Origin of the sequence: Polynucleobacter sp. AP-Reno-20A-A9, from assembly GCF_018882085.1 — a bacterium.
Taxonomy (GTDB): domain Bacteria; phylum Pseudomonadota; class Gammaproteobacteria; order Burkholderiales; family Burkholderiaceae; genus Polynucleobacter.
The window spans coordinates 20,811-46,916 of record NZ_JACVPB010000007.1 but is presented as its reverse complement, the minus strand read 5'-3'; the positions used below and the strand labels follow the sequence as shown (position 1 = coordinate 46,916).

Below are 26,106 nucleotides of genomic sequence, written 5' to 3'. Positions count from 1 at the left end.
TTAAAAAACAGATAACTCAATCAGTAAATTTATTAAGTAAAAAAACGAATGACTTCCAAGATTGGCTTAAAACATATTCACGCAATTGCCCCTTATGTTGGTGGCCGTCCAATCAGTGAAGTTGCTCGTGAGTATGGTTTGGATGAGAGCAAAATTGTGAAGCTGGCCTCCAATGAAAATCCATTGGGCATGCCTAAGTCTGCACAAGATGCCATGCTCAAGGCCGCGAGTGATTTGGGTCGTTATCCGGATTCCAATGGTTTTGAGTTGAAGAATGTTTTAGCCGCTCAATTGGGCGTGCCAGCAGATTGGATTACCTTAGGTAACGGTAGTAACGATATCCTGGAATTGGCTGCGCGTGCGGTGGCGCAGTCTGGTGATGAGGTGATCTTTTCCAAACATGCCTTTGCTGTTTATCCACTAGCTACCCAGGCTGTTGGTGCTAAGGCAATTGAAGTTGCTGCTACGGATATTTATGGCCACGACCTACCAGCTATGTTGGCGGCAATCAAAGCATCTGGCGACAAGGCGAAGTTGGTATTTGTGGCCAACCCGAACAATCCGACTGGTAGTTATTTGACAGCCAAAGAGATTGAAGATTTTTTAGTTGCTGTTCCATCGAATGTGGTCGTTGTACTGGATGAAGCCTATAACGAGTACCTCACATCTGAGCAACGCTACGATGCCATTGCTTGGGTAAAGCGCTTCCCTAATATGATTTTGTCGCGCAGCTTCTCCAAGGCTTATGGCTTAGCCGGTCTGCGTATTGGTTATGGTGTTGCACAACCCCACTTAACCGATCTACTGAATCGTATTCGTCAGCCGTTTAACGTGAATAGCTTGGCTCAGGCTGCTGCTATTGCAGCCTTTCAGGATAAAGAATTTTTGCAGCAAGGTTTTGAGCTTAATCGCGCAGGTTATGCCCAGCTCACCAAAGCTTTTGATGAATTAGGTTTGCGTTACCTACCATCCGCGGGCAATTTTGTTCTCGTGAAGGTTGGTGATGATGATCAAGCGGGCGCGCGCATGAACTTAGAGCTACTCAAGCGCGGCATTATTGTTCGTCCAGTAGGTAACTACGGCTTACCGCAATGGTTACGTATCTCGATTGGTTTGCTAGAAGAAAATGCAGCTTTCATTGCCGCTTTAAAAGAAATACTTTCCTGATGACCATCATTAATCCAGCAAGTAATTACGGCACTGTCACCATTGTTGGCGTTGGTTTGATCGGTGCCTCTTTGGGTTTAGCGCTTAAACAGGCCGGTGTGGTGACTAAAGTTTTAGGAGTTGGTCGCAGCAAAAAAAACTTAGAGCAAGCGCAAAAGATGGGTGCAATCGATGGCGTGGTGGATTTAGTTGAGGCTGCTAAACAATCCGATGTCATCGTTCTTTGTGTGCCGGTCGCGCAGATGCGTGCTGCATTTGAAGTGATGGAGCAACATCTTGAGCCTCGCACAATGATTACTGATGCAGGTAGCACTAAGGGTGATGTGATTTTGGCTGCCAAGGAAGTATTGGGCAAGAAAGCCTGTCAGTTTGTGCCAGCCCACCCTATTGCGGGTGGTGCTCAGCATGGGGCGAGTGCTGCTAAGGTGGATTTATTCAAAGGCAAGCAAACCATCATTTGCCCTCTGCAAGAAAACTCACCCGAAGATACGGCTTTGATTACTGGCTTTTGGGAATCTGTTGGTTCTGAAGTGAAAAAGATTGGCGTTGTGCAACACGATGCGATTTATGCAGCCGTTTCACATCTGCCGCATATCTTGTCTTACGCCTTAATGGCTAGCGTAGTGAATTCTGAGGATGCCGATCAAAAGCTCAGTCATGTAGGTGCGGGCTTTAAAGACTTCACTCGTATTGCAGCTTCCAGTCCAGAGATGTGGCGCGATATTTGCTTAGGCAATCGCACCGCTATCCTGAAAGAGTTGGACCAGTATCTGTTGATTGTGAGTCACATGCGTAAATTGATTGCTGAAAACGATGGCCCCGGCCTGGAAAAATTATTCAATAAGGCAAGTAAAGCGCGTCAAGATTTGGATGTGCTTTGATGAGTGGTTTACTAAATATTAGTGTCGGCCCATTCAAGCGAGCTCAAGGCTCAATTATGTTGCCAGGGTCCAAGAGTATTTCGAATCGAGCATTACTACTTGCAGCGCTCTCTACTGGCACAACCACCCTCAAGAATTTATTAGATGCAGATGACACCCAAGTTATGCGTAGTGCCTTGCGTCAACTGGGGTTGAACGTTACCGATCAGCCCAATCAAGTATGTGTAGTCGAGGGTTGTGGTGGCAAGTTTCCAGCACAAGAAGCGGATCTCTTTATGGGCAATGCCGGTACGGCGATGCGCCCATTAACCGCAGCTTTAGCAATGCAAGGCGGCAACTATCGTTTATCTGGCGTTGCTCGCATGCATGAGAGACCGATACGTGATTTGGTGGATGGTTTGCGTCAAGTGGGCGCAAAGATCGACTATGAACTACAGGAAGGTTATCCACCTATCAAGATATCAGCCGCAGATATTCAGATTAAAGATGTGGTCAAAGTGCGCGGTGATGTATCAAGCCAATTCTTAACGGCATTGCTCATGGCTTTGCCTCTAGTTGCGATAGAGCCAGTGCGTATTGAAGTGATTGGCGAGCTTATCTCACGTCCATACATCGATATCACTTTAAAGTTGATGGCGCGCTTTGGTGTGAATGTCGCTTGCCCTGATAGACAGTCATTCATTATTCCTGCAAAAAATTCTGATGCGGTTTACAAAAGTCCTGGTCAGTTGTCAGTAGAGGGCGATGCTTCTTCGGCCTCTTACTTCTTGGCTCTTGGCGCTATTGGCGGCGGCCCAGTGAGGGTATTGGGTGTCGGTAAAGACAGTATTCAAGGTGATGTAGCTTTTGCTGATGCGCTTGCGCTCATGGGGGCGAACATTAATGCGGGTGAAGATTGGATCGAAGTATCTGGTGTGAAAAATGCTAATGGCAAGCTCAATGGCATCACCATGGATTGCACTGAAATTCCGGATGCCGCGATGACCTTGGCTGTTGCTGCTTTATTTGCAGAAGGCCCAACGCGCTTAAACAACATTGCTAGCTGGCGCGTTAAAGAAACTGATCGCATTGCGGCGATGGCAAAAGAATTGAATAAAATTGGTGCAAGCGTTGAAGAAGGTGCCGACTACATTATTGTGCAGGCTCCCGCATCACAAGGTGATTGGAAGTCTCCAAGCGAAGGTATTGATACCTACGATGATCATCGTATGGCGATGTGCTTTTCGCTTGCCGCATTTGGCTCGAATGCGCTAAAGATTAACGACCCTAATTGCGTGGCGAAAACCTTCCCAACCTACTTCGCAGAATTTGCGAAGGTAGTTAGTTAACTTACCCTCACTTTTTATGAGTCTTCCACCAGTCATTGCTATTGACGGACCTACTGCCTCGGGCAAAGGTACGGTTGCCTCACTTGTGGCGCAAAAGCTTGGCTTTCATTATTTGGATAGTGGCGCCCTCTATCGTTTAGTGGCTTTAGCCAGCGAAAAGCAGGGAATTGATGTTAAAAATGGCCCAGAATTAGGGCTTTTAGTTCCTAAGTTATTGATTTCATTCAAAAGTGGGCAGATTTTGCTTAATGGCGAGAACGTCACAGACACTATTCGCACTGAAGCCATTGGATTAAGAGCCTCGGGATTGGCTGTTCATCCAGAGGTAAGGGCTGCTTTAGTGGGTCTGCAGCGCAGTTTTCGGCAATTTCCAGGGCTAGTGGCCGATGGTAGGGATATGGCAAGCGTCATATTCCCAGATGCTGTTTTGAAGGTTTTCCTCACGGCAACCGCTGCTGCCAGAGCCGAGCGTCGCTATAAGCAATTGATAGCTAAGGGAATTTCTGCTAAACTTGACGACTTGCTGCAAGATTTGCAGGAGCGCGATGCCAGAGACAGTAGTCGAGGTGCCGCACCCTTGTTAGTTGCAGATGGTGCAAAAGTGCTTGAAACATCAGATTTGTCGATAGATCAAGCAGTTAAGACGGTTTTAGATTGGTATCAATCCACAATCGCTTAGTTTGTATGTAGTTGGCTGTAAGTAGTAGTTTTTGGTGTCTTAAGAAGCTCCACAACGCGATCATTTCATTAGCGTGTTTCTTGAAGACTTTTTTAATCTAACCCGTCAGGCCTTCTGGCGGCAAAAAGTGAATATACATGTCTGAATCATTTGCAGAACTATTTGAAGAATCATTAACCCGATCGAATATGAAGACCGGCCAAGTTATTTCGGCTGAAGTTCTTCGCATCGACCATAACTTCGTCGTTGTTAACGCTGGCTTAAAGTCTGAAGCGTTTATTCCTGTTGAAGAATTCCATAACGACGCTGGCGAGATTGAAGTAGCTCCTGGCGATTTCGTTTCTGTTGCTATTGACGCTCTTGAGAACGGCTATGGCGACACCATCCTTTCCCGTGATAAAGCGAAACGCTTGGCATCATGGATGAATTTGGAAAAAGCACTCGAGCAAGCTGAGATCGTTACCGGTACTGTTACTGGTAAGGTCAAAGGCGGCTTGACTGTGATGGTTAACGGTATCCGCGCATTCTTGCCTGGATCACTCGTTGACACACGTCCAATCAAAGACACCAGCCCTTACGAAGGTAAGACGATGGAGTTCAAGGTTATCAAGCTTGACCGTAAACGTAACAACGTAGTGTTGTCACGTCGTGCAGTGGTTGAAGCTAGCCAAGGTGAAGAGCGTGCTAAGTTGATGTCGAACCTTAAAGAGGGTGCAGTGGTTACTGGCCTCGTTAAGAACATCACTGATTACGGCGCATTCGTTGACCTCGGTGGTATCGATGGCCTCTTGCACATCACTGACTTGGCATGGCGTCGTGTGCGTCACCCAAGCGAGATGTTGACTGTTGGTCAAGAAGTTACCGCTAAGATTTTGAAGTTCGATCAAGAGAAGAACCGTGTTTCACTCGGTGTGAAGCAATTAGGTGATGATCCATGGGTTGGTATCGCTCGTCGTTACCCACCGAACACCCGTTTATTCGGCAAAGTAACTAACTTGACTGATTACGGCGCATTCGTTGAAATCGAATCTGGTATCGAAGGTTTGGTACACGTTTCTGAAATGGACTGGACCAACAAGAACGTTGCTCCAAGCAAGGCTACTGCATTAGGAACTGAAGTTGAAGTAATGGTTCTGGACATTGATGAAGACAAGCGTCGTATTAGCTTGGGCATCAAGCAGTGCAAAGCAAACCCATGGGAAGAGTTCTCACGTGCACAGCAAAAAGGCGACAAGTTAACTGGCGCAATCAAGTCTATTACTGACTTTGGTGTGTTCATTGGCTTGCCTGGCGGCATCGACGGTTTAGTTCACCTCTCAGACATCTCATGGAATGAGCCGGGTGAAGAAGCTGTTAAGAAATACAAAAAAGGTGATGAAGTTGAAGCCACTGTATTGGCAATTGATGTTGAGAAAGAGCGTATCTCTCTCGGTATCAAGCAATTGTCTGGCGACCCATTCAACAACTACACATCTGTCAGCGACAAGGGTAGCCTCGTTACTGGTACTGTGAAAGCTGTTGATGCTAAGGGTGCAACAATTCACTTGGCTGATGAAGTCGAAGCTTACTTACGTGCTTCTGAGATCTCAACCGATCGCGTTGAAGATGCACGCAATGTATTGAAAGAAGGCGATAGCGTTACTGCAATGATCATTAATATTGATCGCAAGTCACGTGTTATCAATCTTTCAATCAAAGCAAAAGACAGCTCTGATCAACAAGATGCAATGAGCAAGCTCCAAGGTGATGCGCAGTCTGGCACAACCAATTTGGGCGCTTTGTTAAAAGCAAAATTGGACAATCAAGGCTAAATCAAATTCGCCGCTTTCCGTGAGGGAGGCGGCGTTTTTTTATTGATAGATCATGACCGATCAAGAGCAACAAGCAATTACCCGCTCCGAACTAGTAGAGAGTCTCGCGGAACAGTTTCCGCAGCTTTTGCCTAGGGATGTAGAGTTAGCGGTAAAAACTTTGCTGGACACAATGACTCATGCTTTGGCTGAGGGCAAGCGTATCGAGCTGCGTGGCGTGGGTAGCTTTGTGCTCCACCATCGTCCTGCACGCACTGGTCGCAATCCAAAGTCTGGTGAGAAAGTCTTGATTCCAGAAAAACGCGTTCCGCACTTTAAGCCTGGCAAAGAGTTGCGTGAGCGAGTAGATTACAAGCCTTTGAAGCAGGCGGGCCCCAAAGAGGGTTCTGGTGCCTAAGATTCAGGCTCAACCTCAGTGGTCCATTCGGGCCATTTTTTTATTTAAATTCTGCGCACTATGATTCAGATAGCTACCGCTTGGTTATTGCTGTTGCCAGTAATATTTGGCATCGGTTGGTTAGCGGCGCGCTGGGATTTGCGTCTTGAAAATCGGATGGATGAACGTGAGCGCATGCGTCAGCAGCGCTCTACTTTTAAAGGCTTAAGTCTTTTGCTGAACGAGCAGCCTGATCAAGCGATTGAAACCTTGGTCAAAATTGCGCAATTAGACCCAGAGACTGTTGAGCTACATTTTTCATTGGGTAATTTATTTCGCCGTCGTGGTGAAACAGAACGCGCTATTCGTATTCATCAGCACCTGGCTAATCGTGATGACTTAAAGCCGCGCGATCGTGATCATGCTGCCTATGAGTTGGGCCGTGACTTTTTGCGCGCCGGATTGCTTGATCGAGCAGAAGCCTCATTAAATCGTGTAGGTAATGGTAAGTATGCTGAGCCTGCCAAAGAAAGCTTGTTGGAGATGTATCAAATTGAGCATGATTGGAAAAAAGCCATCATTGCTGCAAGCGAGCTTGAAGGTCTACAGGGAAAATCACACCATACTGAAATCGCTCAATTTCACTGTGAGCTTGGTCAAGAAGCCTTGCGTCGCAAAGACTTAGTTGAGGCGGAGCAATCCATACAACGTGCCCTACAAGCTGTGCCGAATCATGCACGTGCTTTGATCTTGCAGGGCGATTATTGGATGGCAATGGATCGTCCCGCTCAAGCAATTGAGGCTTGGAGTTTGATTGCTAGTTCCCACCCTGCTTATATGCATTTGTTGGCTGATCGTTGGATGCTTGCTCACATAGCAATTAATAAAGAGGGGGAGGGTTTAGATCGCCTCTGCGAATTGCTAAAAACTCAAGCCACTGGTGAGTTACTCGACATTGTGCATAAGCATCTGATGAAAATTCGGGGCCCACAAGCAGCAAATGCGATGTTGTCTGATGTGATGCAACATTCTCCAACGTTGATTGCTTTGTCCAAGATGGCTGAAACCCGTCTTGCATTAGAGGAAGGTAGCGCCAGCCCAGAAAGACTCTTGGAGTTACAGTCCATACTCAAGCTCCTGCGTCAACGCACTACTAGCCTAGCTCGTTACACTTGCGGTAATTGTGGCTTTAGGGCGAGAAGGTTTTATTGGCAATGCCCTGGTTGTAATCATTGGGAGGCATACTCTCCAAGACGTAGTGAGGGTGCTGCGCCAAGTGGCCCTTCAATGTAAAGAGTATAGGAGAGAGATTGAAAGTCACCATCATCGGTAGCGGTTACGTAGGTCTTGTTACTGGCGCTTGTTTAGCTGAGCAGGGTAATAACGTCTTTTGTGTCGATGTAGACTCCAAAAAAATTGAGATCCTCAATTCTGGCGGCGTTCCCATTTACGAGCCTGGTCTTAAAGAGATGATTGAGCGCAACAGAGCTGCTGGCCGTTTGCAGTTCTCTACTGACATTGCTGCTTCAGTTGCCCATGGCGAGATTCAGTTCATCGCTGTTGGTACACCCCCTGATGAAGATGGCTCAGCCGATCTGCAATATGTCGTAGCGGCTGCTCGCAATATTGGTCTTCATATGACCACTCCTAAGGTGATTGTCGATAAATCCACCGTGCCAGTAGGCACCGCCGATAAAGTATCGGCAGCCATTACCGAAGAATTAGAAAAAAGAAACTTATCTCCAGAACTCTGTTCAGTGGTCTCTAACCCTGAGTTCCTCAAAGAAGGCGCAGCAGTGGAAGACTTCATGCGCCCAGACCGCATTGTGATCGGTACAGAAAGTACGCCAGCGGGATTGCATGCTAAGGAGCAAATGCGCAAGCTCTATGCACCCTTTAATCGCCACCATGAGCGTACGTACTATATGGATGTCAAAAGTGCTGAGCTCACTAAATACGCCGCTAATGCGATGTTAGCCACCCGCATCTCCTTTATGAACGAGCTGGCCAACTTGGCTGACTTAGTAGGCGCTGACATTGAAGCAGTACGCCAAGGCATTGGTTCAGACTCACGCATTGGTTATGGCTTTTTGTATTCCGGCACGGGCTATGGAGGCTCTTGCTTTCCAAAAGACGTGTCTGCCTTATCCAAGACCGCTAAAGAACATGGTCGTGATCTGAAGATCCTCGATGCCGTAGAAGCCGTCAATGAACTGCAAAAGTACATCCTGGTCGAAAAGATCGAAAAGCGCTTTGGTAAAGACCTCAAAGGTATGAAGTTTGCACTCTGGGGCCTAGCCTTCAAACCCAATACTGACGACATGCGCGAAGCGCCTAGTCGCGTGATTATTCAAGAACTTGTTAAGCGCGGCGCCCAGGTAATCGCCCACGACCCGGTATCCATGCCAGAAGCCCAACATGCTCTCGACCTGGACTTTAAAAGCAATCCAGAAGGCCTGAAGCAAGTTTCAATGACTGCTGACCCAATGAGCGCCCTAAATGACGCTGATGCCCTAGTCATTGTGACTGAGTGGAAAGCATTTAGAAGTCCGGACTTCGAGCAAGTCATGGAGAAACTCAAACGCCCAATCATTTTTGACGGCCGCAACCTCTATGAGCCAGCTTCTATGCAAGAATTAGGTATTGAGTACCATGGTATTGGTAGACATAATTAAAGTAGATGCATATGGAAAAAGCGAATCGAGAACAGTTTTCTAAAGCCCGCTTATTAGTGGTGGGTGATGTCATGCTGGATCGCTATTGGTTCGGCGATACCAACCGCATTTCTCCTGAGGCGCCAGTACCAGTGGTGCAGGTAGGCAAGATTGATGAACGTCTCGGCGGTGCTGCTAACGTGGCTCGTAACGTAGCTGCGCTCGATGCTAAAGCAACTATTTTGGGTATTGTCGGTAATGACGAACCTGGTAAGCGTGTAGTGGAGTTACTCAAAGCAGGTGGTGTTGATAGTCAGTTAGAAATCGATGCGGACGTTCCCACTATCGTGAAACTCCGGGTGATTGCACGTCAACAACAGCTTATTCGTTTAGATTTCGAAGAAACCCCCAGTGAAAAAGCGCTTGCTCATAAATTAGAGCGTTTTGAAAAATTGGTCGGCGCTGCTGATGTGGTGATTCTCTCTGACTATGGCAAAGGCGCATTAGGTCAGGTGGCCCATATGATTGAGCAAGCGCGAGCCCAAAATAAAGTGATCTTGGTTGACCCTAAAGGCGAAGATTACGAGAAGTATCGTGGTGCTACTGTCTTAACGCCGAACCGCAGCGAGTTGCGTCAAGTCGTTGGCCAATGGACCAGCGAAGAAGATTTAACTAAGAAAGCTCAAGAACTTAGGAAGTCGCTAGATTTGAAGGCGCTTCTCCTAACGCGTTCTGAAGAGGGCATGAGTCTGTATACCGATGCAGGCGTCAGTCATGTCAAGGCGCAGGCGCGTGAGGTGTTTGATGTATCTGGCGCTGGTGATACTGTGATTGCAACATTGGCTGTGGCCTTGGCTGCAAAGTGGCCTTTAGAAAAAGCCATGGCGCTTGCAAACCGTGCAGGCAGCATTGTCGTTGGCAAGTTAGGAACTGCAACTGTTACTTCAGAGGAATTACAGTGACTATTATCGTAACCGGCGCAGCTGGATTTATTGGTGCCAATATTGTTCAGGCGCTCAATGCACGTGGTGAGAAAAACATCATCGCAGTTGATGATCTTCGTCCTGCAGATAAGTATCGCAATCTCGCCGATTTAGACATCATTGATTACCTTGATAAGGACGAGTTTCTAGAGGCTTTTAGAAGCGGTCGTTTTGGTAAGGTCAAGGCAGTGTTTCATGAGGGGGCGTGCTCCGATACCATGGAGACTGATGGTATTTTCATGATGGCGAATAACTATCGCTACACCATGGATCTATTGGATATTTGCACTGAGCAAAAAGTACAGCTTCTATACGCTTCCTCTGCTGCAACTTACGGTGGTTCAGACGTATTTGTGGAGAGTCGCGAGCACGAGAAACCACTGAACATCTATGGCTACTCCAAGTTCTTATTTGATCAAGTGATGCGTAAACGTTTTGCTGAGAAAGTAAATACGGCCCAGGTTGTTGGCTTTCGTTACTTCAATGTTTATGGACCACGCGAGTCACATAAAGGCCGTATGGCTTCAGTTGCCTTTCATCAATACCATCAATACAAAGCTAATGGCCATGTAAAACTCTTTGGTGAGTATGGTGGTTATGGCCCTGGTGAGCAAAGTCGTGACTTTGTTTCTGTTGAGGATGTAGTAAAAGTGAACCTCTTCTTCTTGGATCACCCAGAAATCAGTGGCATCTTCAATTTAGGTAGCGGTCGTGCGCAACCGTTTAATGATGTAGCTCATGCCGTGGCTAACTCTATGCGTAAGCTAGACAAAGCGGCGCCTGCAACCCTACAAGAATTGGTTAAAGAAAAAGCGATTGAGTACATTCCATTTCCGGATGCGCTCAGAGGAAAATACCAGTGCTTTACACAAGCCGACCTGACTAAGCTCAGGGCTGCTGGCTATGTGGAACCCTTCCTTAGTGTGGAGCAAGGCGTAGGAAGATATATTGAGTGGTTAGAGGCCAATTCTGGTTTCTTGGCAAACCCTTTGTAAGTCAGTCAACAGAATTAGTTTCTCCTCGTTGTAAACAATCCACGCGCACTTTGTGTCCGTGGATTTTTTATTTACTACAGGAGAAAAGATGACAAGAAATTTCAATTTGGTAAGTTTGAGGAGTTTAGTAAGAGCAAGCGCTTTGGCTTTGACCGTTTTTATTTCTGGTTTCGGGGTAGCAAATGCTTCACCTATTAACGTTAATACTGCCACTCAAACGGAGCTCGAGAGCATTAAGGGTATTGGTCCGGCTAAAGCAAAAACGATTATTGCTGAGCGTTTGGATGGCGGCCATTTTCAGGATGCTAATGACCTTCAGAAGCGGGTTCGTGGCATCGGCATGAAATCAGTTGAAAAAATGGTTGATAACGGTTTAACGATTGAAGCACCCAGCTCATTTCGAGAGCCCAACGGCAGAACAAAGAAAGAGGGCGGCGCCTCTGGCCGACGTAATTCTCGCAATCAAGCTAGTCCTCGCAATCAGCAAGAGCGTTCGGGAGCAAGTCGCAGAAATTAAACCCTATCGTATGTAGGCTTGCTTATGGCTAAAATGGCTTTATGAGCAAACCTTCCTACCTTACTATTTCACAGACTGTGGGCAATACGCCCTTAGTTCGTTTGCAGCGTATTCCTGGCTTGGAAAACGATAATCGCAATAATGTGATCTTAGGTAAGTTAGAAGGAAACAATCCAGCCGGGTCGGTGAAGGACCGACCTGCGCTGTCGATGATCTCGCGCGCACAAGAGCGCGGCGAGATTAAACCTGGCGATACATTAATTGAGGCAACTAGCGGTAATACGGGTATTGCATTGGCAATGACCGCAGCTATGCTCGGTTACAAAATGATTCTAGTGATGCCGGAAAATCAAAGCATTGAACGTCGTCAAAGCATGGCGGCTTATGGTGCTGAACTTATTTTGACTGCAGCCTCTGGTGGCATGGAGTTTGCCAGAGATTATGCCTTGCAGTTGCAAAGAGAAGGTCGCGGCAGATTGCTCGATCAATTTGCTAACCCAGATAATCCAAGAGCGCATATAGAAAGTACTGGGCCAGAAATCTGGCGAGACACTGATGGGCAGGTTACTCATTTTGTTTCTGCCATGGGTACTACTGGCACCATTACTGGAGTCTCCACTTATCTAAAATCCATGAATCCTGCGATTCAGATTATTGGTGCGCAACCGGAGGATGGTTCTCAAATACCCGGTATTCGGAAGTGGGCGCCAGAGTATCTACCCAAGATTTATCAAGGCGATAAGGTAGATCTGATTGAGTATGTTTCGCAAGCGGATGCGGAGGAGATGGCGCGTCGCTTGGCGGCTGAAGAAGGTATTTTCTGTGGCATCTCTGCTGGAGGTGCTTTGGTAGTGGCTTTGCGGATAGCCCGTCAAGTTGAAAATGCCACGATCGTCTTTATTGTCTGTGATCGTGGTGACCGCTACTTATCCACCGGTGTTTTTCCAGCTTAAGACTTTACCTTTTTCTTTGGGCTGAATTTCTTAGATTTAGACTTTTCAGTAGCTGCCTTTGACCCACTGGTTTTGGTTGGGTTTTCTACCGGCACAACACTTTGGTTTTTATATCCTAAGGCTTCGGCAAACTCAGCAACACTTTGCGCATAAAAATAGCTGCGGTTGTATTGCACAATCGTCAGAAAATTATTTAAGCCAACAAAATATTGCACCTGGTCTACACCATCTTTATCTGGATAGGGTAGGTCAACGATGAAAGCTTTGCTTTGTGGATCAACGCCACCACTTTGTAGGTCGCCTTGTTGCTGAGTCAAGATCCCTTTTTGAATGAGCTCTTGAACTGTGTATTTCAATTGCGGTTCACCATCAGCCAATGCTTTGGCAGCGCTGATGCCATTAGCCTGAACTGGAAACGAAATCGGCATCCCCGGTTGCCAGCCATGTTTTTTCATGAAGTTGGCAACACTCGCAATAGCATCTTTAGGGCTTTGCTTTAAATCAATTTGACCATCGCCGTCACCATCGACTGCAAAGCTGCGAATGCTGCTGGGCATGAACTGCGGTAGACCGATCGCACCAGCGTAGGAGCTGTTCTGATTTAGGCAGGCGCTAAAGCGTGCGCTATTGATGCCTTGATTGCTGTTCTTGGAGGGTAACTTGCCACCCGCCCCAGTCCAGCACAATAGGATGAGTTCTTTGAGTTGATCTTTGAAAAGCTGTTCGCGTGCTGGTTTGTTAGGGGTGTCTGGGTAACTAAAGGCGAGAGTGGACAGAACGTCTTTCACTCTGAAATTGCCGGTTTGGCGACCATAGATGGTTTCGATGCCAATAATGGCCACAATAATCTCAGCGGGCACCTCTGATTCTTGCTCAACTTGGCTTAAAAAGGCCTGGTTTTGGTCCCAAAAGGCCCTGCCAGCCTTGAGGCGGACAGGCTCTATAAAGCGTTTGCGATAAGCCAACCAGTTTTTCTTAAACGTGCCCGATGGGGGTAATACCAATTTCCGAATTGAGGGAACCGTTTTAGCATCTAGGAAGCCCATTTCTAAGGCTGGGAGTGGGATTTCCTGGTTTTGGGAGACTTGGGTAAGGAGTTCGTTGAGGTTCTGGCTAAAACGCGCCTCGGTAGCAGCATCATCAGTCTGGTTTACGATGGACTGTTGCGATTGGATTGGCAGCGTAGGGGTGCTAGAGCACCCCGCTAGCGCAACAGCAAGCAGTATGTAGGAGACGCGAAAGTTCATGCCTAAAGTATTTGTATTGGATTTTCGAGTGTTGAGCACGTTTAATTAGATTATAAAAATTACAAATTTGCTATTAAGGATTTCGAGTAATGACAACAGGATACATAACTCATCCAGACTTTCTGAAACATGAGATGGGAAGCCATCATCCAGAGTGTCCAGAGAGAATTCAGGCGATCAATGATCAACTGATACGCAGTGGTGTCGATCAATTTTTGCATCATTTAGATGCGCCATTGGCAACTGAAGACCAGCTTGAATTAGTACATAGTCCCGACCATGTTTCTTTTGTTCGAGATCGTGCCCCAGAGAGCGGGTATTTCATGCTCGATGGCGACACCATTATGAATCCTCACACCTACAGAGTAGCGCTTAGAGCTGCAGGCGCTGCGATTGCAGGTGTGGATGCTGTAATGAAGGGTGAGGTTGAAAATGTGTTTTGTGCTGTAAGGCCGCCAGGACATCACGCTGAACCAACGCGCTCTATGGGGTTTTGTTTATTTGATAACGTAGCGATTGCTGCGCGATATGCAATGGAAACCTACGGTATTGAGCGTGTCGCCATCATTGATTTTGATGTCCATCATGGCAACGGCACTGAAGCTGCTTTCTTCAATGACCCCAATGTCTTAATGTGCAGCTTCTTTCAGCACCCTTTCTATCCCTACAGCGGTCTTGATCACGCGAACAATATGGTCAATGTGCCTTTGCCTGCTGCTACTCGGGGCGATGTGGTGCGTTCCATTGTAGAGGAGCAATGGTTACCTGCTTTGCGTAATTTTGAGCCTGAGCTCATCATGATTTCAGCAGGGTTTGATGCTCATCGCGAAGATGATTTAGGGCAGATGGGCTTGGTAGAGGATGACTATGTCTGGATTACCAAACGTTTAAAAGATATTGCTAATGAGTATGCGCAAGGACGCATTGTGAGCTGCTTAGAGGGCGGTTACAACCTCTCTGCTTTGGGTCGCAGCGTAGTGGCCCACATTAAAGCTTTGGCAGATATTTAATAAAACAAATTTTGTAATTGAGTAAAACAGAAATCGAAAGCTGAAGATGGCAAATATCTATGAACAAGGTTTGGATCGCAATCCAGCTAACCACACCCCAATTACTCCGCTCTTATTTTTAGAGCGCTCAGCAGAAATTTATCCCAATAAAACTGCCGTTATTCATGGGAAGTTGCGTCAGACATGGAAGCAAACTTATGAGCGTTGCCGTCGCTTAGCTAGTGCTTTGCAAAAACACGGGATTGGCTTGGGTGATACGGTAGCGGTGATGTTGCCCAATACCCCTCCAATGGTAGAGGCCCACTTCGGTATCCCTATGGCTGGCGCGGTTTTGAATGCTCTTAATACTCGTTTAGATGCACAGACAGTGGCCTTTATGCTGAATCATGGTGAAGCAAAAGTGGTGATTGTTGATCCTGAGTTTTCAGGGGTGATGAAAAAAGCTCTCGAGATCGCGAAGAAAGAGTCAGGCCGTGACTTTTTAGTGATTGATGCCGAGGAAAAAGAATTTGATGTTCCTGGTGAGAAGTTGGGCAGTCTTACTTATGAGAAATTGCTTTCTGAAGGTGACCCCAATTTTGCATGGCAAGTTCCTGCGGATGAGTGGCAAGCGATTTGCTTGAACTATACGTCTGGCACTACTGGTAATCCTAAGGGTGTGGTGTATCACCATCGTGGCGCTGCAATCAATGCCGTTTCTAATGTATTAGATTGGGATATTAATAAACACCCCATCTATCTCTGGACTCTGCCGATGTTCCATTGCAATGGTTGGTGTTTCCCTTGGACGATCGCAGCTCGCGCTGGCGTCAATGTCTGTTTGCGTCGCGTTGATGCGCAACATATTTTTGCGGCCATTAAAGAACATGGCGTTACCCACTATTGCGCGGCACCTATTGTGCATAACTTATTGGTCAATGCGCCGGATGAGCTGAAGGTTGGAGTGCCTGCAGGTGTTAAAGGTTTGATCGCGGGAGCTGCTCCTCCTGCATCCATTATTGAGGGTATGGAAAAGTTAGGATTTGATTTAACTCATGTCTATGGTTTAACTGAAACCTATGGACCGGCAGCTGTGTGCGTTAAACAAGACGAGTGGAATGATGTCGATATCGGTGAGCGTGCTCGCTTAAATGCTCGTCAAGGCGTGCGCTATCACATGCAACAAGCAATTGCTGTCCTTGATCCAGAAACCATGAAGGCTGTACCTGCGGATGGTGAGACCATGGGCGAAATTATGTTCAAGGGCAATATCGCCATGAAGGGGTATTTGAAGAACGAAAAAGCTACCCAAGAGGCATTTGAAGGTGGCTGGTTCCACTCGGGCGACTTGGCGGTTATGAATCCCGATGGCTACGTCAAGATGAAGGACCGTAGCAAAGACATCATTATTTCTGGTGGTGAAAACATCTCTTCCGTAGAGGTTGAGGATGTGCTGTATCGCCACCCAGCCATTAATGCCGCCGCAGTAGTTGCTAAACCCGACCCTAAGTGGGGTGAAACGCCTTGCGCCTTCTTGGAAATTAAGCCTGGCTCAGAAGTGACTGCTGAGGACATCATTGCCCATTGCAAGCAGCATTTGGCGGGCTTTAAGGTTCCTAGAGCCATTGTGTTCTGTGAGCTGCCAAAGACCTCGACTGGCAAGATTCAGAAGTTTGAGCTGCGTAAACAAGCGGGTTCGGCTACTGCAATTGATGTCTAGGGTTAGGCCCTAAGGGCGGATAAAATAGATCGTTAACCATTATTGAGAATTCCAAATGAAAATCTTAGTAGCTGTAAAACGCGTTGTTGATTACAACGTCAAAATTCGGGTGAAATCTGATAACTCTGGTGTTGATTTAGCGAACGTCAAAATGAGCATGAATCCCTTTGACGAAATCGCAGTAGAGGAAGCGGTGCGCTTAAAAGAGGCAGGTGTAGCAACTGAAGTGGTAGTGGTTACTGCTGGTGCAACCCAATGCCAAGAAACCCTTCGTACCGCTTTAGCGATTGGTGCTGACCGCGCAATTCTCGTTGAGACAGATGCTGAGCTACAACCTTTAGCTGTGGCGAAGATTCTCAAAGCGCTTTCCGATAAAGAGCAAGCACAAATCATCATCCTCGGTAAACAAGCGATTGATGACGATAGCAATCAAACGGGTCAGATGTTGGCAAGTCTTCTCGATATTCCGCAGGCTACATTTGCATCTAAGGTTGTGATTGCGGATGGCAAGGCCACTGTGACTCGTGAAGTGGACGGCGGCTTAGAAACGATTGCACTATCTTTACCAGCAGTGATTACCACTGACTTGCGTTTGAATGAACCACGCTATGTCACTTTGCCCAATATCATGAAGGCTAAGAAGAAAACGATCGATATTGTGAAGCCTGAAGAATTAGGTGTCGATATCACCCCACGTCTTAAAACACTTAAAGTAGAAGAGCCGCCAAAGCGCTCTGCTGGGGTGATGGTTGCTGATGTGGCAGCCCTTGTAGAAAAACTCAAAAATGAAGCGAAGGTGATCTAAATGGCCGCACTTGTTATTGCTGAACACGACAATCAATCTTTAAAAGTTGCAACACTCAACGCTGTAGCGGCTGCTTTGCAATGCTCTCCAGAAGTAGATATTTTAGTTGCTGGTAATGGATCGGATACTGCTGCTCAGGCTGCTGCGCAAATTACTGGCGTTCGTAAGGTCATTCAAATCGATGCTCCAAATCTGGCCGATCAATTGGCTGAGCCTTTGGCTGCCCAGATTCTGTCGATCGCTAGTGGCTATAGCCATATTTTGGCGCCAGCTACTGCGAATGGCAAGAATGTACTCCCACGCGTTGCTGCTAAGCTCGATGTGGCTCAGTTATCGGATATCACGAAAGTAATATCACCGGATACTTTTGAGCGTCCAATTTATGCAGGCAATGCAATTGCTACCGTGCAAACGGCTGATCCAGTAAAAGTCATTACTGTTCGTACTACTGGGTTTGATCCGGTGGCTGCCATAGGTGGTTCTGCTGCCGTAGAGAAAGCCGCCGTTGCTGACAGTAAGGCTCAATCTTCCTTTGTTGGTCGCGAACTCACTAAGTCTGATCGTCCGGAGTTGACTGCTGCCAAGATTATTGTTTCTGGCGGACGTGGTTTAGGTTCCGGTGAGAAGTATCAAGAGCTCATCACGCCATTGGCAGATAAATTGGGTGCTGCCCTAGGTGCATCGCGTGCAGCAGTTGATGCGGGTTATGTGCCTAATGACTACCAAGTTGGACAAACAGGCAAGATTGTGGCGCCTCAGCTCTATATCGCTGTTGGTATCTCCGGAGCTATCCAGCACTTAGCGGGTATGAAGGATTCCAAAGTGATCGTTGCCATTAATAAAGACCCTGAAGCGCCAATTTTTGGTGTTGCTGATTATGGCTTGGTTGCTGATTTGAATACCGCCGTGCCTGAGTTAACAAAAGCACTGACTTGATTAACTTAGTTAATCAAGTCAGTCGATGAATTGAGTATCAAACAGGATAAAGAGGAGTTGTGATGCCATATGTAGCCCCAGTGAAAGACATGTTGTTTGTAATGAACGAATTAGCTGGGCTATCAGATGTCGTTGCCTATCCCTCATATGCTGACGCGGGTGCGGATGTAGATTTAGCGCCTGCCATTTTGGAAGAATCTGCCAAATTTAATCAAGACGTTGTAGCGCCTCTTAACTGGGCTGGAGATCAAAATCCAAGCTTTATAAAAGACGGCGTTGTGACAACTACTCCTGGTTTTAAGCAGGCTTTTGAGCAATATGCTGCCGCAGGTTGGCAAGGTGTGATTCATCCTGCGGAGTTTGGTGGCCAAGGCCTACCAAAGCTCATCTCAACTGCTTGTTTAGAGATGGTTAATGCAGCCAATCTTTCTTTTGCGCTCTGCCCATTGCTGACTGATGGCGCCATTGAAGCTTTGCTGACAGCTGCGAGTCCAGAGCTACAAGAGCAATATGTCCCGAGAATGATTTCTGGTGAGTGGACTGGCACGATGAACCTCACTGAGCCTCAAGCAGGCTCTGATCTCTCAATGGTTCGCTCGCGTGCTGTTCCAGAGGGTGACGGTACTTACAAGATTTTTGGTACCAAAATTTACATCACCTATGGTGAGCACGATATGGCTAAGAATATTATCCATTTGGTACTAGCCAGAACACCTGATGCGCCAGAGGGCGTAAAAGGGATTTCATTATTTGTAGTGCCGAAGTTTATGGTGAATAAGGATGGTTCATTAGGCGAGCGCAATGATGTTCACTGTGTTTCGATTGAGCATAAGCTTGGAATCAAGGCGAGCCCAACAGCCGTGCTGCAATTTGGTGATCACGGTGGCGCGATTGGCTATTTAGTTGGTGAAGAAAATCGCGGTCTTGAGTATATGTTCGTCATGATGAATGCAGCTCGCTTTGCGGTTGGTATGCAAGGTGTAGCGGTGGCAGAGCGCGCCTATCAAAAGGCCGTTCAGTACGCAAAGGATCGCGTGCAAAGCCGTGACTTAGCCGGCTCGCCCGGCCCAGTTGCGATTATTCATCAGCCTGACGTGAAGCGGATGTTGATGACCATGCGTGCCTACACGGAAGCTTCACGTGCCTTGGCTTACTACGCCGCTTCTGCATACGATGCTCAGCATGCGGCCCCTGATGAGGCGGTTCGCAAAGCCAATCAAGCTATTTATGAATTTTTAGTCCCCATCGTTAAGGGCTTCTCAACAGAAATGTCGATTGAAGTTGCTAGCTTGGGAGTTCAGGTTCATGGTGGTATGGGCTTTATTGAAGAAACAGGTGCTGCTCAACATTACCGTGATGCCCGTATCTTGACGATTTACGAAGGCACTACTGCAATTCAGGCCAATGACTTGGTTGGTAGAAAAACAGTGCGTGATGGTGGGGCGATTGCAAAGGAGCTTTCCCAAAGAATTGCTGCTACTGAAAAAGATTTGGCTGCCAGTGGAACCGATGATGCTAAAGCAGTGTTGAAGCAGCTTACTTTGGCGCGCGCAGCATTCGAGCAGGCGGTTGCTTACGTTTTAGCCAATGCAAAGACTGACGTCAAGGCTGTCTATGCTGGTAGCTTTGCTTACCTGCGCTTATCTGGTTTGGTATTGGGTGGCTGGCAAATGGCGAGAGCGCTTTTAGCTTCTGAACGTTTGCGTGATAGCGACCCAAAATTCTATGATGCGAAGATTGCTACGGCACGTTTTTTTGCTGAGAATCTCATGCCTCAAGTGCAAGCATTAGCAACTTCGATTGTTGAAAGTGGCCACTCTACCAATGCCTTAGAGGTAGAGCAGTTCTAAAGACAATAAAAAACCGCTCCAAAGAGCGGCTCTTGCAGTAAGAAAGCTATCTACAGTTATTGGGATAGCTTTTTTGCTTCATGGATTTGAGAGATGAAGAATTGCTCAAATGAAATTGCTAAAAAAGTCATCATCACACCAGCGCCAAATACCAAAGAGAAAATCACTGTCAATATTTCTAGCCAGCCAGAGCGGCTGCGTCGATGCTCTTCAATCCCAGGGTTAAATTGGGCATCCCACTTCTCATCTAGGCGAAGACCAAAGGCAATGGTGGTTAACCAACTTGCTTCAATAGCAATAAAGCCAAAAGTAACGAGTACCCATCCTGGCGCTGAATGAAAGTGGGCATCTTTCAGAATGAACCATCCTGCTGCGCCACCTATCAGGGCAAATAGCTGAACCCATGCCCAAAAAGATTTAAGTCCTTGTAGATAAAAACAATTGAGGCCACTACCAGGAAGGAGGAATCCGAGTGCGCAAAAAAGGAGTTTGGATTTTTTCATGAATCTTTCAGTGATATTGCTAATGAATAATTGAATGTTTATTTACTGTTGTTTGGCTTTTGGATAAAGCTGAGTACTTCACGATCTGTGCCGATCATCAACAACTGATCGCCATTGCGCACAATGCTGCGATAGTCGTTTAGCTCGTAGAGGAAATCATTTTCCAATTCCATGCGCTGAGGGCTGCAGGCCATCTTGGTGCTAGCGATTTGCTTGAGAGAAAAACCGCGAGCGTCTTCATCTAGGGTTGCAGTAAACCGATTGCATCCTGTCGAGCCACTCAGACGTTGCCCATTGGGATCAAAAATGATCTGTATGGGGTTACCAGCATCACCCTGGGGTATTGGGCGGGCACGCACCTCCCCGTTGCTATTGGGAGGCAGGTTCCAGCGAGTCAGCTCCCATTTGGTATTCTTGAGTTCGCTGCTTGGCGGGCTTATTTTGGCTCCGCAAGGGGGGATGACATTCGCGCAGCCACTTAAAAGTCCAAGACTTAGGCAAGAAAGTGTCAGAAAGAGCCCTTTTGAAGGCTTTCTGAGGAAGTCTAAAAGTCTGGATTTAAGGACCATATTTACCTAAGTTATTGTTTTTAATGTATTTTTTGTCTAAGTACATACTCTATTCTACTGTCTTAGATGCTTAAATAGGTGGAAGAAGTAGGGGTTTTCGTCTAGAATATGAGGTTTTCCGCTCTACCGTATCTTTATTCGGTGAGCTGGAGCCCAAGGTTTTTTGTAGAAATTTCATTGGGTTGTAATCAACCTGTTTTCATTTTAGATTTTAAGGAATAAGTATGGTCGTCATTCGACTGGCACGCGGCGGTTCTAAGAAGCGCCCTTTTTACAGCATCGTTGCTACTGATAAACGCAACCGTCGTGACTCGAACTTTATCGAGCGTATTGGTTACTTCAATCCACAAGCAGCTGCGACTGAGCAAGCAATGCGTATTGCTCAAGATCGTTTGACTTACTGGACTGGTGTTGGCGCGCAGATTTCCCCAACAGTAGTGCGTTTGATCAAAAACAATCCAGCTGTTTAATATTCGATTGCTAAAAGCTTCATTGAAGTGATGAAGTTTTTAGTGACAGAATTTCTAGTAGTTCTATTTCGGGAAAATAAGGTGTCTTGCAAATGAGTACGCCTTCCCTAAATGATTTGATTGAACTTGGCGCCATATCTGAGGCCCAAGGTTTGCAAGGCCAGGTGAAGGTAAGGCCTCACTCATCAGAGCCTGTAGCACTCCTCTCTTCTAAATCGGTTTGGTTGTCCCTGATCCCTCGTAGGGATGCGGGCGTTTCTGCGTCTCTAGAACAGGCTTCCTTGACGCAATACCAAGTGAAAAGCGCCAAGATGCACAGCGGCAATGTTGTGATGGCGCTAGAGGGTGTAAGTGATCGCGATCAGGCGCTCGCCTTAAAAGGTTCTCGTATCTTGGTGGCGCGCGATGCTTTTCCAAAAGCAGATAGTGATTCCTATTATTGGGTTGATCTGATTGGGTGCAAGGCAATCAATTTGCAAGGCGAAGTGCTTGGTGAAGTGATTGACGTTACCGAGAATGGCGCGCATGGTGTGATTGCGATTGGCAATGCAGAAACTAAAACGATTGTGTATTTGGTGCCATTTGTAAAAGAGGTAGTGCAAAACGTCGATCTACCAAATAAAACGATTACCCTTGATTGGCAGTCTGACTGGCAATAAGAATTCAAAAACAATTACCGCTATGCGCTTTGATGTTGTCTCCTTGTTTCCTGAAATGTTTTCTGCTTTAACGCAGTGGGGCATTACTGGTCGCGCATGTGAACAATCGTTAGCTAGCGTTCATCTTTGGAATCCTCGAGACTTTTGCTCGGATCCTCGTAAAACGGTGGATGACCGTGCCTATGGCGGTGGCCCTGGAATGGTCATGATGGCGAAACCCTTAGAGGATACGGTCGCCGGAATTAAGACGGCCCATCAAGCGGCAGGCATCAACAGTGGCCCCATTTGCTTGTTAGCACCCCAGGGCGAGCGTTTTTCCCAGAAGATAGCGGCTGATGTCCTTAATTATGGGAATTTAAGCTTTATTTGTGGTCGATATGAGGCCATAGACCAACGTTTTGTGGATCGAAACGTCGATTTACAGCTTTCTATTGGGGATTTTGTGCTTTCTGGGGGTGAAATCCCCGCTATGGCGATGATGGATGCGGTAATAAGACTAATACCAGGGGCGCTTGGGGATGGCGAATCTGCCACTCAGGATAGCTTTATGAACGGTCTTTTGGACTATCCGCACTACACCCGCCCTGAAATATATGAAAATTTATCCGTCCCAGACGTGCTTTTAGGCGGACATCACGCTAAAATAGCAGATTGGCGTCGGCAGAAGTCTTTAGAGCTGACGTTCAGGTTAAGGCCGGACTTAATTGAATCGGCTAGAGCCAAAGGGTTGCTAACCCGAGAAGATGAACAATTTCTTCGCTCGCTGTAAATGCTTTCATTAGTGTTCAGAAGTGATTGAGTGGTTTGGTTTTTGGTTTAGTGAAATTGTTTTAACTGCATCCTCTATTGGGTCCGTTGATTTTTATCTCGGGATTAAACGCTAATATGATGTTTAAGGATTAAAAATGAATTTAATTGAAAAAATTGAGCAAGAAGAAATTGCTCGCTTAAGTGCTAACAAGGTTTTGCCAAGCTTTGCTCCTGGCGACACAGTAGTTGTTGGCGTGAACGTTGTTGAAGGTGCGCGTAAGCGTACTCAGGCGTTTGAAGGTGTTGTGATTGCAAAGCGCAATCGCGGACTCAATTCCAGCTTTATCGTTCGTAAGATTTCATCTGGCGAAGGTGTAGAGCGTACATTCCAAACTTACTCACCATTGATCGCTAGCATTGAAGTGAAGCGTCGCGGTGATGTACGTCGTGCCAAGTTGTACTACTTGCGCGATCGTTCAGGTAAGTCTGCACGTATTAAAGAGAAGCTTCCTGCGCGTAAGGTAGCAGTAGCAACTCCAGTCGCATAATTAATGCTGGCTTGATTTAAAAAGGCGGCCTCGGTCGCCTTTTTTGTTACCTTAGAATATGAATATGCCCAAGAACTCAACGCATGAAGACAATGCAATCAATGTTGCTGCGCCCCCAGGATTTGATGCGCAAGCGATTCCGATTCATGCAGTGTGTGCCGGTGAAAAAAAGGTAGCAAGAGAATTTTTGGAGCCGGCGGGTTTAAGGGCTAGGCTGAAGTCACCTCCCCAATGGGAGCCTGAGATTACAGATGAAAATCGTCATGTGATTGCGGCTGACATTATTGCCAAGCGGCAAGCCGTTGGAAAAGTTACTAAAGCGGCAGTGCTCATTCCACTTCTATTGAAGGAGGATGGCTTGTCAGTATTGCTGACGCAAAGAACCAATCATTTGCGCGATCATGCGGGGCAAATTAGCTTTCCAGGGGGTCGCATGGATCCCGAAGATCAAAGCCCAAATGACACTGCTTTGCGTGAGAGCAAAGAAGAAATCGGCCTGGATCCTGAGCGCGTCGAGATTATTGGCCATTTGCCACAGTATTTAACGGTTTCTGGCTACAGCGTTACACCAGTAGTAGGATTGGTTCAAGCTCAGGCAGAATATGTCTTAGATGAGTTTGAGGTGGCCGATGTATTTGAAGTGCCCCTGAGTTTTTTGTTGGATCCCGCTAATCATCAGGTCAGATTGTGGCAAAGTGAGCAGGGTGGACGACGTTTTTATTCAATGCCTTATGAGAACCGCTTTATTTGGGGTGCCACTGCGGGGATGTTACGTAACCTTTATCATTTATTAAAAGTATGACTTTCTTTTCTATTCTCTTCGCCCTCATTGCTGAGCAATATCGCCCGGTGACCTCAAGTCATTGGATTGCGCGCTTATGCGCTCGCTGGTTGGATTGGGTCGCCGCTGAATTTGGTGGCAAAACTGAAGATGGCGCAAGTCCAGTGGGCGCACGTATGGCCTGCTTGGTAGCCTTCATACTCCCAACCTTTTTAGTTTTTATTGTGTATGTCACTTGTATGGTGACTTACCCAATTCTGGGATTCATTTGGAACATCGTCATTGCGTATTTGTTTTTCGGCTTTCGTCAGTTCAGTCATTCTTTCACGGCGGTACATGAAGCAATTGAAGCGCATGACTTGCCTGCTGCTCGTGCTGCCTTGGGTGAGTGGTATGGCCCAGAATTAGATACTTCCAATCTTTCAGAGACGGATGTGATTTCTTTGGCGCTCGAGCGAGCCATTATCGGTTCACACCATCATGTGTTCGGTGTGTTGTTTTGGTTCATGATGCCAATGGGCCCGGCAGGTGTTGTGCTCTACCGCTTGGCGGATATTGCTTCTCAACGCTGGTCAGAGCGTGGTGACTTCAACCTCAGTGAATCTGCTCGTCATTTCTTCTACGTTTTAGATTGGGTTCCTGCACGTATTACTGCGATGGGTTTTGCCATTGTTGGCAACTTCGAAGGCGCTGTATACGGCTGGCGCTATCTCACGCAAAAATGGTCGGACTCTTTGTCTGCAGTGATTTTGGCGGCGGGTAGCGGTGCATTAGGCGTACGCCTTGGCGAGCCAATGAGTGAGCCTAATAGTGATGAAGCTTTGCGTATGGCTGAAGCTGGTGAACCGGTTATCTATGAAGTAGGTCTTGAGCCCACCGAGCGTACGATGCGCTCTGCAGTCGGATTGGTATGGCGCCTGGTTATCGCTTGGATGGCTTTGTTGCTAATGCTGACCATCGCTCTTTGGCTTGGCTAATACCCTGGATTTGTACATCAGCTGTTTTTGAGTCCGAGTGCAGCTGTCTGAATAGCGCCAGTCTTTCTGGCGCTATTTCATTTCTGTCTACCGCTTCTCGTACTGCGCAATCTGGTTCTGATAGGTGAGCGCAATTATGAAAGCGGCATTTACCTAGCAAGTCTTTAAATTCTCTGAAGGCGTGTTGCAATTCACTTACAGACATGTGGGCTAAACCAAACTCTTGAAAGCCTGGTGAATCAATGAGGGCACCAAGCTTGCCTGTTTCATCTCTGCCCCAGGCTTCTGGCAGTTCAAAGTAACGACAGGCAGTAGTCGTGTGTTTGCCGGTATCTAGGCGCACAGAATATTCTTGGGTCAGTGCCGCAGCATTCGGTATCCAAGCATTCAGTAGGCTAGATTTACCCATGCCAGACTGACCTACAAAGACTGAGACCTTGCCCTGCAGGGCGGTCTGCAGGGAATCGATTGAGGCGGGATCAAATTTGGCGGAGACTTCGCTGACTTGGTAGCCCATGCGTGCATAGGGCGCGATGATTTTACGAGCGTGCTCTAAATTATCTTTCAGGTCACACTTATTCAGCAAAATATGGAGACCAATTTGATTGGCTTCTGCAGCCACAACCGCTCTACCCAAAAGATCAGGTGAGAAGGCGGGTTGAGTAGCAAGTACTACCAAGATTTGATCCACATTCGATGCAATCAGCTTGCTCTTAAACGCATCCGATCGATAGAGGAGATTTTCTCGGGGCTCAATTTTGATAATGCGTGCTTGATCGGCCGAGGTCATTTCAAGCAACATACGATCACCCACAGCGCCGATATGTTGCTTAGCTGGAGTGCTGACTTGTATTAATGGACCATCAGGTGATTCAAGGCCAGCGGCATCTGCAATTAAACGCTGCGCTAAATAATGCCTTCCGTAGGAGGCAATGAGTAGCGCATGAAATTGCTCCAT

The 26,106-nt window shown here is 47.0% G+C and carries 26 protein-coding genes and 1 pseudogene; 23 read left to right on the top strand and 4 right to left on the bottom strand.

The window, feature by feature from the left end; genetic code table 11:
* The first annotated feature begins 48 nt into the window (after positions 1-48).
* The 12 genes and pseudogenes from hisC to cysM all read left to right on the top strand — a co-directional run bounded on the left by hisC (position 49) and on the right by cysM (position 12,344).
* Complete coding sequence (gene hisC / locus ICN39_RS07585; RefSeq protein ID WP_216233453.1) at positions 49-1,167, top strand: histidinol-phosphate transaminase; 1,119 nt, start codon at positions 49-51, stop codon at positions 1,165-1,167.
* Positions 1,167-2,048: a prephenate dehydrogenase/arogenate dehydrogenase family protein gene (locus ICN39_RS07580; RefSeq protein ID WP_216233452.1), complete on the top strand. Its 882-nt coding sequence runs from the start codon at positions 1,167-1,169 to the stop codon at positions 2,046-2,048. The genes hisC and ICN39_RS07580 overlap by 1 nt, the downstream gene beginning before the upstream one ends.
* Positions 2,048-3,376, top strand: a complete 1,329-nt coding sequence (gene aroA / locus ICN39_RS07575) for a 3-phosphoshikimate 1-carboxyvinyltransferase (RefSeq protein WP_216233451.1) — start codon at positions 2,048-2,050, stop codon at positions 3,374-3,376. The genes ICN39_RS07580 and aroA overlap by 1 nt, the downstream gene beginning before the upstream one ends.
* A gap of 16 nt (positions 3,377-3,392) precedes the next feature.
* Positions 3,393-4,055: a (d)CMP kinase gene (gene cmk, locus ICN39_RS07570; RefSeq protein WP_216233450.1), complete on the top strand. Its 663-nt coding sequence runs from the start codon at positions 3,393-3,395 to the stop codon at positions 4,053-4,055.
* 137 nt (positions 4,056-4,192) lie between these two features.
* Positions 4,193-5,866, top strand: a complete 1,674-nt coding sequence (gene rpsA / locus ICN39_RS07565) for a 30S ribosomal protein S1 (protein WP_072583667.1) — start codon at positions 4,193-4,195, stop codon at positions 5,864-5,866.
* Positions 5,867-5,918: 52 nt separating this feature from the next.
* Positions 5,919-6,257: pseudogene (locus tag ICN39_RS07560) on the top strand (integration host factor subunit beta); the annotation flags it as partial.
* 66 nt (positions 6,258-6,323) lie between these two features.
* A complete protein-coding gene (lapB, locus tag ICN39_RS07555; protein ID WP_216233449.1) occupies positions 6,324-7,535 on the top strand; it encodes a lipopolysaccharide assembly protein LapB in 1,212 nt (403 codons plus the stop codon).
* 17 nt (positions 7,536-7,552) lie between these two features.
* Positions 7,553-8,917, top strand: a complete 1,365-nt coding sequence (locus ICN39_RS07550) for a UDP-glucose/GDP-mannose dehydrogenase family protein (RefSeq protein ID WP_216233448.1) — start codon at positions 7,553-7,555, stop codon at positions 8,915-8,917.
* 11 nt (positions 8,918-8,928) lie between these two features.
* Positions 8,929-9,858: a D-glycero-beta-D-manno-heptose-7-phosphate kinase gene (rfaE1, locus tag ICN39_RS07545; RefSeq protein ID WP_216233447.1), complete on the top strand. Its 930-nt coding sequence runs from the start codon at positions 8,929-8,931 to the stop codon at positions 9,856-9,858.
* The gene (gene rfaD / locus ICN39_RS07540; RefSeq protein WP_216233446.1) at positions 9,855-10,874 is read left to right on the top strand and encodes an ADP-glyceromanno-heptose 6-epimerase; all 1,020 of its coding nucleotides are present in this window, start codon (positions 9,855-9,857) and stop codon (positions 10,872-10,874) included. Before rfaE1 ends, rfaD begins: the two co-directional genes overlap by 4 nt.
* 142 nt (positions 10,875-11,016) lie before the next feature.
* Positions 11,017-11,391 carry a helix-hairpin-helix domain-containing protein gene (locus tag ICN39_RS07535; RefSeq protein WP_255532375.1) on the top strand — a complete coding sequence of 125 codons (375 nt, stop codon included), beginning with the start codon at positions 11,017-11,019 and terminating at the stop codon, positions 11,389-11,391.
* Positions 11,392-11,432: 41 nt separating this feature from the next.
* A complete protein-coding gene (gene cysM / locus ICN39_RS07530; RefSeq protein WP_216233444.1) occupies positions 11,433-12,344 on the top strand; it encodes a cysteine synthase CysM in 912 nt (303 codons plus the stop codon).
* Here cysM and ICN39_RS07525 read toward each other — a convergent pair.
* Positions 12,341-13,591, bottom strand: coding sequence for a lytic transglycosylase domain-containing protein (locus ICN39_RS07525; RefSeq protein WP_216233443.1), 1,251 nt, complete (start codon positions 13,589-13,591; stop codon positions 12,341-12,343). The two genes, cysM and ICN39_RS07525, sit on opposite strands and share 4 nt — an antisense overlap.
* Positions 13,592-13,680: 89 nt before the next feature.
* On the opposite strand from ICN39_RS07525, the gene ICN39_RS07520 reads away from it, so the two are divergent.
* The 5 genes from ICN39_RS07520 to ICN39_RS07500 all read left to right on the top strand — a co-directional run bounded on the left by ICN39_RS07520 (position 13,681) and on the right by ICN39_RS07500 (position 19,891).
* Entirely contained in the window at positions 13,681-14,601 is a 921-nt protein-coding gene (locus tag ICN39_RS07520; protein ID WP_216233442.1) for a histone deacetylase family protein, read from the top strand.
* 46 nt (positions 14,602-14,647) lie between these two features.
* Positions 14,648-16,300, top strand: a complete 1,653-nt coding sequence (locus ICN39_RS07515) for an acyl-CoA synthetase (RefSeq protein WP_216233441.1) — start codon at positions 14,648-14,650, stop codon at positions 16,298-16,300.
* 55 nt (positions 16,301-16,355) lie between these two features.
* Positions 16,356-17,105: an electron transfer flavoprotein subunit beta/FixA family protein gene (locus ICN39_RS07510; RefSeq protein ID WP_216233440.1), complete on the top strand. Its 750-nt coding sequence runs from the start codon at positions 16,356-16,358 to the stop codon at positions 17,103-17,105.
* Positions 17,106-18,041: an electron transfer flavoprotein subunit alpha/FixB family protein gene (locus tag ICN39_RS07505; RefSeq protein WP_216233439.1), complete on the top strand. Its 936-nt coding sequence runs from the start codon at positions 17,106-17,108 to the stop codon at positions 18,039-18,041.
* 62 nt (positions 18,042-18,103) lie between these two features.
* On the top strand, positions 18,104-19,891 hold the full coding sequence (locus tag ICN39_RS07500) for an acyl-CoA dehydrogenase (RefSeq protein ID WP_216233438.1): 1,788 nt from the start codon (positions 18,104-18,106) through the stop codon (positions 19,889-19,891).
* Positions 19,892-19,947: 56 nt separating this feature from the next.
* Here the strand turns inward: ICN39_RS07500 and ICN39_RS07495 are convergent, their stop codons facing one another.
* Both ICN39_RS07495 and ICN39_RS07490 read right to left on the bottom strand, forming a co-directional pair.
* The gene (locus ICN39_RS07495) at positions 19,948-20,394 is read right to left on the bottom strand and encodes a hypothetical protein (RefSeq protein ID WP_216233437.1); all 447 of its coding nucleotides are present in this window, start codon (positions 20,392-20,394) and stop codon (positions 19,948-19,950) included.
* Positions 20,395-20,432: 38 nt separating this feature from the next.
* Positions 20,433-20,963 (bottom strand): META domain-containing protein, encoded by a 531-nt coding sequence (locus ICN39_RS07490; protein WP_216233436.1) that lies wholly within the window; start codon positions 20,961-20,963, stop codon positions 20,433-20,435.
* 224 nt (positions 20,964-21,187) lie between these two features.
* On the opposite strand from ICN39_RS07490, the gene rpsP reads away from it, so the two are divergent.
* The 6 genes from rpsP to ICN39_RS07460 all read left to right on the top strand — a co-directional run bounded on the left by rpsP (position 21,188) and on the right by ICN39_RS07460 (position 25,148).
* The gene (rpsP, locus tag ICN39_RS07485) at positions 21,188-21,433 is read left to right on the top strand and encodes a 30S ribosomal protein S16 (RefSeq protein WP_011902362.1); all 246 of its coding nucleotides are present in this window, start codon (positions 21,188-21,190) and stop codon (positions 21,431-21,433) included.
* Between the two features lie 92 nt (positions 21,434-21,525).
* Positions 21,526-22,092, top strand: a complete 567-nt coding sequence (gene rimM, locus ICN39_RS07480) for a ribosome maturation factor RimM (RefSeq protein ID WP_216233435.1) — start codon at positions 21,526-21,528, stop codon at positions 22,090-22,092.
* A gap of 22 nt (positions 22,093-22,114) precedes the next feature.
* Positions 22,115-22,861 (top strand): tRNA (guanosine(37)-N1)-methyltransferase TrmD, encoded by a 747-nt coding sequence (gene trmD / locus ICN39_RS07475; RefSeq protein WP_216233524.1) that lies wholly within the window; start codon positions 22,115-22,117, stop codon positions 22,859-22,861.
* Between the two features lie 136 nt (positions 22,862-22,997).
* Positions 22,998-23,390, top strand: a complete 393-nt coding sequence (gene rplS, locus ICN39_RS07470; RefSeq protein WP_216233434.1) for a 50S ribosomal protein L19 — start codon at positions 22,998-23,000, stop codon at positions 23,388-23,390.
* Between the two features lie 64 nt (positions 23,391-23,454).
* Entirely contained in the window at positions 23,455-24,192 is a 738-nt protein-coding gene (locus tag ICN39_RS07465; RefSeq protein WP_216233433.1) for a CoA pyrophosphatase, read from the top strand.
* On the top strand, positions 24,189-25,148 hold the full coding sequence (locus ICN39_RS07460) for a CobD/CbiB family protein (protein WP_216233432.1): 960 nt from the start codon (positions 24,189-24,191) through the stop codon (positions 25,146-25,148). The genes ICN39_RS07465 and ICN39_RS07460 overlap by 4 nt, the downstream gene beginning before the upstream one ends.
* Here ICN39_RS07460 and rsgA read toward each other — a convergent pair.
* Positions 25,093-26,106, bottom strand: coding sequence for a ribosome small subunit-dependent GTPase A (rsgA, locus tag ICN39_RS07455; protein WP_216233431.1), 1,014 nt, complete (start codon positions 26,104-26,106; stop codon positions 25,093-25,095). The genes ICN39_RS07460 and rsgA overlap by 56 nt on opposite strands.

What these genes read in the sequence shown, in the direction of transcription:
- hisC (WP_216233453.1), top strand. Translation starts at nt 49, where the DNA reads ATGACTTCCAAGATTGGCTTAAAACATATTCACGCAATTGCCCCTTAT.
- ICN39_RS07580 (WP_216233452.1), top strand. Translation starts at nt 1,167, where the DNA reads ATGACCATCATTAATCCAGCAAGTAATTACGGCACTGTCACCATTGTT.
- aroA (WP_216233451.1), top strand. Translation starts at nt 2,048, where the DNA reads ATGAGTGGTTTACTAAATATTAGTGTCGGCCCATTCAAGCGAGCTCAA.
- cmk (WP_216233450.1), top strand. Translation starts at nt 3,393, where the DNA reads ATGAGTCTTCCACCAGTCATTGCTATTGACGGACCTACTGCCTCGGGC.
- rpsA (WP_072583667.1), top strand. Translation starts at nt 4,193, where the DNA reads ATGTCTGAATCATTTGCAGAACTATTTGAAGAATCATTAACCCGATCG.
- lapB (WP_216233449.1), top strand. Translation starts at nt 6,324, where the DNA reads ATGATTCAGATAGCTACCGCTTGGTTATTGCTGTTGCCAGTAATATTT.
- rfaE1 (WP_216233447.1), top strand. Translation starts at nt 8,929, where the DNA reads ATGGAAAAAGCGAATCGAGAACAGTTTTCTAAAGCCCGCTTATTAGTG.
- cysM (WP_216233444.1), top strand. Translation starts at nt 11,433, where the DNA reads ATGAGCAAACCTTCCTACCTTACTATTTCACAGACTGTGGGCAATACG.
- ICN39_RS07525 (WP_216233443.1), bottom strand. Translation starts at nt 13,591, where the DNA reads ATGAACTTTCGCGTCTCCTACATACTGCTTGCTGTTGCGCTAGCGGGG.
- ICN39_RS07520 (WP_216233442.1), top strand. Translation starts at nt 13,681, where the DNA reads ATGACAACAGGATACATAACTCATCCAGACTTTCTGAAACATGAGATG.
- ICN39_RS07515 (WP_216233441.1), top strand. Translation starts at nt 14,648, where the DNA reads ATGGCAAATATCTATGAACAAGGTTTGGATCGCAATCCAGCTAACCAC.
- ICN39_RS07510 (WP_216233440.1), top strand. Translation starts at nt 16,356, where the DNA reads ATGAAAATCTTAGTAGCTGTAAAACGCGTTGTTGATTACAACGTCAAA.
- ICN39_RS07505 (WP_216233439.1), top strand. Translation starts at nt 17,106, where the DNA reads ATGGCCGCACTTGTTATTGCTGAACACGACAATCAATCTTTAAAAGTT.
- ICN39_RS07500 (WP_216233438.1), top strand. Translation starts at nt 18,104, where the DNA reads ATGCCATATGTAGCCCCAGTGAAAGACATGTTGTTTGTAATGAACGAA.
- ICN39_RS07495 (WP_216233437.1), bottom strand. Translation starts at nt 20,394, where the DNA reads ATGAAAAAATCCAAACTCCTTTTTTGCGCACTCGGATTCCTCCTTCCT.
- ICN39_RS07490 (WP_216233436.1), bottom strand. Translation starts at nt 20,963, where the DNA reads ATGGTCCTTAAATCCAGACTTTTAGACTTCCTCAGAAAGCCTTCAAAA.
- rpsP (WP_011902362.1), top strand. Translation starts at nt 21,188, where the DNA reads ATGGTCGTCATTCGACTGGCACGCGGCGGTTCTAAGAAGCGCCCTTTT.
- rimM (WP_216233435.1), top strand. Translation starts at nt 21,526, where the DNA reads ATGAGTACGCCTTCCCTAAATGATTTGATTGAACTTGGCGCCATATCT.
- trmD (WP_216233524.1), top strand. Translation starts at nt 22,115, where the DNA reads ATGCGCTTTGATGTTGTCTCCTTGTTTCCTGAAATGTTTTCTGCTTTA.
- rplS (WP_216233434.1), top strand. Translation starts at nt 22,998, where the DNA reads ATGAATTTAATTGAAAAAATTGAGCAAGAAGAAATTGCTCGCTTAAGT.
- ICN39_RS07465 (WP_216233433.1), top strand. Translation starts at nt 23,455, where the DNA reads ATGCCCAAGAACTCAACGCATGAAGACAATGCAATCAATGTTGCTGCG.
- ICN39_RS07460 (WP_216233432.1), top strand. Translation starts at nt 24,189, where the DNA reads ATGACTTTCTTTTCTATTCTCTTCGCCCTCATTGCTGAGCAATATCGC.
- rsgA (WP_216233431.1), bottom strand. Translation starts at nt 26,106, where the DNA reads ATGGAGCAATTTCATGCGCTACTCATTGCCTCCTACGGAAGGCATTAT.